Genomic DNA, 6,593 nt, shown 5'->3' with positions numbered 1-6,593 from the left:
TTCCGAGTTGGCAATTGCTGTAGAGTTGAATCAGATCTCGCTCTCGTTGAGTTAAAGGACGGTTTCGGGTCATAATACGTCAAAAGGTCAAAAGGCAAAAGTCAGAAGATACGCCAACTGGGGTTACACCAAGCGACGCTCTAGATCCTCTTCCCAAGCCGTATCAGCAGTAACGATGGCTGAACTAATTGAGTCTTTATCCAGGAGAATCAGATATTTCCAATTCCACTGAAAACCCTGGTGAGGTGCGGGCTTTATAAAACGACCAATGACCACACCAAAGTCTGTTTCCGCTAACCCTTCCAATGGCTTCCAGCGAAGAGACTCACCGTATTCAAACTGGGGGATACTAAAATTGGTGAGATTCGGGCTTGCTATCCGAAAGGTTCTGTCAACTAAAGGTAAATCAGAAATTCCCCGACTATCTCCTTGCCAAATTGCATTCAGATAGGCGGAGATTACGCTATCTTGGAGACTAGAGGTTAACTGTCCAATCAACAAAGCGGCGATTGAATCCGGTTCATCTTCCTGAATTTGCTGCCACTGAGTCTCGTTCATTTTTTCCAAAAAAGTGCTTAATTTCCCCAGTAAGTCTGATATACCAAAATCATGTAAGGCTTGCTGATAGCCCTCTTGATAACTAATGGATTTAATCATGAATATAGCTCCTGTTTAAGTCAATTCCGGATACAGGAACACTTGGGTGTTGACTTCACCGCTTGTTCCTGACGCGGCATTTCAAGGGGGATATTGAGGTCAACTACAATCCTTTTAGCCGCCGTGTGATGAGTGGGCAAAATAGTCAGCTAAGATGACTTTCGCGCTTTCGCGAGTCGTACAGTGTCAGCACGATGTTTTTCGTGGTATTTTATCTTTTTACCCCCTGTCAGGTTTCAGGATTTTGGCTTCTCCTGGGGGTTTAGCGACCTTGTTTAACTTCCTTTCGGGTTTTTCATGAGTTTATGAAAAAGATCTTGATTATTGAAGATGACTGTTGCACCAGCGAGTTACTTGATTTTCTCCTGACCCAAGATGGCTATGCTTGTCAGGTAGCCCATGATGGAATAACTGGACTGGAAGCCGTGCATAACTCTTATCCCGATTTAGTCATTTTGGATTTAAATCTTCCAGGAATGAGCGGTTTAGAGGTTTGTTGTAAAATTCGTTGTGCTTCCCTTGAGAAAGAGCCGTATATTCTCTGTTTAACCGTTAAAACCGGGAAAGTTGATAAGATTGCTAGTTTATCAACGGGAGCTGATCTGTACATGACCAAACCCTTTGACCCCGATGAGCTATTGGTTCAGATTCGCGCTCTGTTTCGTCGCCATGAGCGATTGAAAAAACCGGATTTGTCGTTTTCTACCGCCCATTTTGACTTCTGTTTTGACGGAATAAATCTGTCGGATGTCCGGATTTTTCTGCGGAAGAAGTCGGCGCAGCAGGTGGAAGTCACTTATGAGTTTTCGACGAGTGAGCGCGGGCTGTTTGTGTTTCTAGCGCGGAATGCTGGCTTAGTTCAAAGTCGGGACAAAATTTTGACAGCGGTTTGGGGACAAGAGACTGATGTGGCGATCCGAACTGTAGATGCTGCAGTGTCCAGGCTGCGTAAACGGTTGAATCATATTTTTCCCGAATATAGCTCCCCGTTTGTAGAAACGGTGGAATTGCTCGGCTATCGGTTTGTGGATGTTGAGAGGACTTCATCGGATGTTGTTTCTTTTTCTAGTCAATTAAGGTTAGTTTAGTCTGGGGAAATCGATGAAGCCTGTTGATATCCAGTGGCGGCTGATAGTAGTCGATAAGGGAGATAAGAACGATACGTATTTCTACCAGTCGCGGTAGCCTTTTGAACCATTAGTTGCTCCAAGCCAGTGACATTTTTTCCACTTTTCCAAGGGGGAAGGAATGGTCTTGATGTTTTTGAAGTATTCGGCAATGGCTAGGATTTGCATAGGGTTGAGTTGAGCTAGTATTTTCAGCATGATGAATTTTGATGATTTCTCACCTTCACAAGCGCAGTCGCGCTAAACTGATGCGGTTTTAAAGCGTAATTAACTACCCCGTTATCACTGACGAGACTTAAACGGTTTCACCTTTTTTCGCTGGGTTATAGCCGCTCAAAATAAGGGGAGTTGGTTGCACTCTGTTGGTTGAAGGGGTTGGAGTGGGATAAGTGCTTGGAAATTGATGGGGTTTGGACTGGGGGTGGAGTTCAATTTCGGTTGGAGTTGTTGCAGTTTGAGTTGTACTATTGGAACAGCTTCGCTGATGGCATCAATCCAAGTTACTTCCTGAGAGTTAGTATCAGTAGTGCTAGGTTCTTCTAGAGTGCGAATATACTCAACCACCTTAGAGTTGGCTCCATGATAGGGGGCGCGGGTTGGTGGGTTGATGGTTCGCGTAGTTGGTAGTTGAGCTTGTGTGCCATCGTGTTGGTGGGAAAGCAATTCGGTTTTGAGGGTTGCTTGTTGGGTTTTGAGGGGTGCGAGTTGGTGTTGGATGTCTTCGACTAACTCGGTGAGGTGTCTAACTCGCTGGGGGAGTTCCTGTTGCCCGTTTTGAAGCTTCTTGAACTGGGCAACAATCTGTTGAAGGTAGTCTCCCTGGGCGATCGCCTTTAAGGTTTTTTGAGTAGCCGTAAGTAACCCTTTGCCTGTATTCCATTTCTCTACCAAGTCATAGTAGGCTCGGTAGCCTTGATCAGTGGAACCGCCAAGCTGTACAATCGCTTCATTGCCTTTGGCGTGGGCGTAGAGGGAAAAAGAGCCGATTGTGCCGATGTCCTGGGGTTGGGAGGGTTGAGTGTAGATGATATCGTAGATAGCTTGCATCAGCGCCGCCCCCGCTTCTTGGGCAGAATACTTTTGGTTTTTAATTGTGTAGGTTGTTTGCAAGTTGTTTTGGGCTATGTTTTGGTCAACAGTAGCCGCTTGGATAAGAGCGTTTAACCGTTCCACTTCATTAGGAAGGGACTTCAGAGTTAACAAATCAGTGGCTAACTTCGTGTGCAAGCTGGATAAGTCGGCTTCCAAATGGCGGATGCGATCGCAAACTTTAGCATGTTCCAACGCCTTACCATTACCTGATAGAAGAGCAGATGCCAATAGGTAGTGAGCCGCATCATCGCCAATATCCTCACAGTGACGAGTAAGCATTTCACCAGAAAGGAATTGGTATGCCATTTCTGCCTTAATCCGAACGCGGTTCAGCTTAAATGCATCAAAGCCTGGGGAGTTGCCTGTACCCGAGGTGCCGTAAAAGAATTCATAGCAGATGGGCCAAAGGTTACCTTGTCGATGTCCCCGGCTGCGACGCTGGATTAAACTGGCAGGAGTCCAAGGTGTATCAGCATGGTGCATGGCGATGCAACGGACGGGCATATCTGCACCTGTCCCCCCCATTTCTGTAGTCACCATAACGACTCTAACGGCTCCAGTATTCACCTGTTGGAACAAATCAAAGCGCTGGGAAGCACTCTTGTATTCATGAATAATTGCCACTTCTCTTTGAGGAATTCCTAGGGCAACTAAATGGTCACGAATCAGGTTAAAACAATCAAAAATTTCCTTACCTTTGGGAACGCCAGCGTCGCAAAATATAATCTGAGTTCCCTTCACCGAAGTCGTTGTTCTCCAAATCCACCAGACATTATGAATCAATCGGTTGAGTTTGGTATCAGTTGCGGCGGGAGCGTCGGGTTCAACCAGTCGGGGGTCAATTGATCCTAAACTTCCCAAACTGGTTAGGGTCAAGGGATTATGTTCGATCACCTTGCCGTCTCTGATATAAGAGACTGGAGTTTTGTTCAACCAGAGTTGGAACCAATGTTTAATCCTTTCTGTGAGTGCCACTTGAGTCGAATTCATCGGTATTGTAATAGTATAGCGGCGCAGTTCAGGACGAATGATTCCCGCTGTTTCTGCTGTAGCAAAGCTGGTAAAGCGGCTGATGTCGCTCATCATTTCCCAGAGGTTCTTGAACCCAGTAATTCGGGTTTTGGGTTTAATTCCTCCGGTACTGGTGAATTCTAGCGCTGTTGTCACTAAACCATATTGACTGATCCAAGCATCGAAATGAGAGCAATCGGTATCGTGTAAACTATCGGGAGCGAATAGGCGCATCAGATTATACATTTCGCTGATGCTATTGGAGGGCCAGCTTCCTGTACCACCGCCAATGAATCCACCCTGTTCAAACAGGGTATTGTATTTGAGGAGTGTATTGAGACTTCTTTGGGTGTCGGTGTTGGTAATACCAGCAATACTGCGGGCAGCTTTGCTGGCAAATTGGATATTTTTGGCGCAATGGATTTCATCAAGCCAGATCCAATCGCAGCCTAAGTCTTCCCAGTTAATGTTAATAATGTTACGTGAGTAGTAATGGGTGGCTTTTTCAACGGAGCGCTCTAGGGAATCGCGCTTTTTATCGAGGGTTTTTTGAGTTGAAGATTGACGCTTTTTGATATAATTAAGCGTTCCATTTTGGCTAATTGAAAGAATTCCTTTCTCCATTAGACTTTTAACACGCTGCTGCCATGCCAACACGTTTGATTCCTGGGAGCGAAGCTGGTCGAAGAGTTCTAGTTCCTCCAGTTGTTCGGTTAAAGAGTCAGTTTGTCGCTGGAGTTCGAGATAGAGTGAAGGGTCTTCATTTTTGACATCAGCGATGTAGCGCTGTAAGATATCTAGCTGTTCCCGGATGTAGTTAATTTTTGTAGTGGCACTGATGGGAATGGCAAAGAATTGGGAGTGGGTGAGGATGATAGCGTGATAGCGTCCCGTTTGGATTTTTGCAATTAGCTTGTTCTTTTCCTGCCAGTTGAACTCATCAGCGATGAGTAATTTGGCGTTAGGATAGAGAGTTTTGAACGCCGAAACCACTTGAGAGAGGGTGGAATTTTGAACGACGAGAATGGGTTTGGACGCTAATCCTAATCGCTGGGCTTCATAAGCGGCGGCGCACATCGTAAACGTCTTACCAGTGCCGCATTCGTGGAGACAAAAGAGGCGTTTGGATTGAATGGCTCGTGCAATAGCGGCGTTTTGATGGGGTTTGAGTGTGATAGAGCTGTTGCTATCGGGCAGACTTAAGTAGGAGCCATCCCAATGGCGCTTTTTAGGGAGTGGGTAGAGTTGGTTATATTTAACCGTGAGATGATAAGCTCGTTCTAAGTCGCTCCAGAGCCAGGTGGTAAAATAGGTTTCCAGGCGTTGGGCAGCGGCAATCGCGGCGTCAGTGGCTTGGCGTGATTTTTCTGGGTCAATCTGTTTAGTTGAGTCTTTGACTTGAACGTTAATCAGTCGTTTGTTGAGGGATTGTTCGATTAGCCACAGAACACTGCGACGTCCCTCACCGTGACACCCCATTGAAGCCCATTCTGAGGCGGTGGCGGCTTCCAGGCAGGTGGAAGACCCGCGCAGTGACCACAGCGCTAATGGGGGAATGTGATGGCATTGTATCTCAGTGGGGTGAATGTTTAAAAGGTGAGCAATGAATTCTTGGATGGCTTGGGGTTCAATCCAGGACGCTCCTAATCCCGTGTCAATCGATACATTAGCATCCAAGTGGCTGTCGATATCGGATTGAACCTTGAGACGGTGGGCGATTTCGGCTCGGATTTCCGTTGAAGCTGGGGGGAGGAGGTAGGGAGAAAGGTGAAGGTACTGTCCGTTGGCGTCTTGGCGGGTGAGTTCCGCTTCGTTATCGTGGAGTTGGAATTGTTGGTAGGTGTCTGGGTCGGTATGTTTCAGGGTACGAAGGGTTTGTAGCTTGGTGCGGGTGTTTCCGGATAGGTAAGCATCCCGTAGTACCCATTGGTTCGTGGATGGGTTGTAGAAGATGAGGGATTGTTTCCCTTGGGGGGTGGAAACGTTTTTCAGGGCGGTAATTGTTTCTGCTGGGGTTTGGTTGACCAAGATGCTAATGTATTGGATGTCTAGATAACCTTTGCGTTCCAGACATTCCCAGACGGCATCTAGTGGAGAAGAGAGTTGACGCTGTTGTTTGCGTAAGCAGCCAGAAACCCGTTCGTGGAAGATGTCGGCGTTTTTGTAGCGGACGGCTTCAATTTTCCCGGTGTTAGAGTTTACCGTGACTGGGATTTCTGCTTCAAGGGCATAACACATTGCCACGAGTTCCGAGTCGTCGGCGATTACTTCGAGGGTGTTGGGATGGTCTTTTCGATTGAGCAGGCGTCCGTATTTAATGATAAATTCATCATGGTGCAGGTTGAGCTGTTGCCTCAGGGTTTCCATGTCTGGGCTATTGTTGATTTCAGCTTGAATGAGGCGGTCTAGGGTATGTTTAAGTCGGAGTGCGTCGGCAATATGATGTTCGTGTTGGGTTACTCTGACTAAGCCTTGGTTGGGGATGTATTGGTGGACGTTTCCTTCAACAAAGAGGTAGCGATAGGGGTCTTCTCCTATGCACTCCAGGGGTGGGAGTAGTGATTGTAGGGTTTGGGTGGATGCTGGTGCGGGTTGATAGGTGCTTGGACAGGAACGGAAGGCATCAATGATGGCTGATTTGAGGGGGCGAGAGTCGGGGGCGACGGCGACGCGATCGCTACCATAGAGTTTACAATGGGTCAGGGT

Annotated in this window: 4 protein-coding genes; 1 reads left to right on the top strand and 3 read right to left on the bottom strand. The window is 47.0% G+C overall.

All coding sequences use genetic code 11. The features are described from left to right. Positions 1-123 precede the first annotated feature (123 nt). Positions 124-657 carry a hypothetical protein gene (locus tag ACLGGO_RS34760; RefSeq protein ID WP_446422735.1) on the bottom strand — a complete coding sequence of 178 codons (534 nt, stop codon included), beginning with the start codon at positions 655-657 and terminating at the stop codon, positions 124-126. Between the two features lie 305 nt (positions 658-962). Here ACLGGO_RS34760 and ACLGGO_RS34755 point away from each other — a divergent pair, with 305 nt between their 5' ends. Further along, a complete protein-coding gene (locus tag ACLGGO_RS34755; protein ID WP_446422734.1) occupies positions 963-1,745 on the top strand; it encodes a response regulator transcription factor in 783 nt (260 codons plus the stop codon). An 81-nt stretch (positions 1,746-1,826) separates the two neighbouring features. Here ACLGGO_RS34755 and ACLGGO_RS34750 read toward each other — a convergent pair whose 3' ends face one another. Both ACLGGO_RS34750 and ACLGGO_RS34745 read right to left on the bottom strand, forming a co-directional pair. Beyond that, on the bottom strand, positions 1,827-1,982 hold the full coding sequence (locus ACLGGO_RS34750) for a hypothetical protein (protein ID WP_446422733.1): 156 nt from the start codon (positions 1,980-1,982) through the stop codon (positions 1,827-1,829). A 135-nt stretch (positions 1,983-2,117) separates the two neighbouring features. Beyond that, positions 2,118-6,593: helicase-related protein (locus tag ACLGGO_RS34745; RefSeq protein ID WP_446422732.1), on the bottom strand; the 4,476-nt coding region annotated here is incomplete at its 5' end.

It is taken from the genome of Coleofasciculus sp., assembly GCF_046565525.1.
Taxonomy (GTDB): Bacteria; Cyanobacteriota; Cyanobacteriia; order Cyanobacteriales; family Coleofasciculaceae; genus Coleofasciculus.
This window is presented reverse-complemented; position numbering and strand designations above follow the sequence as displayed.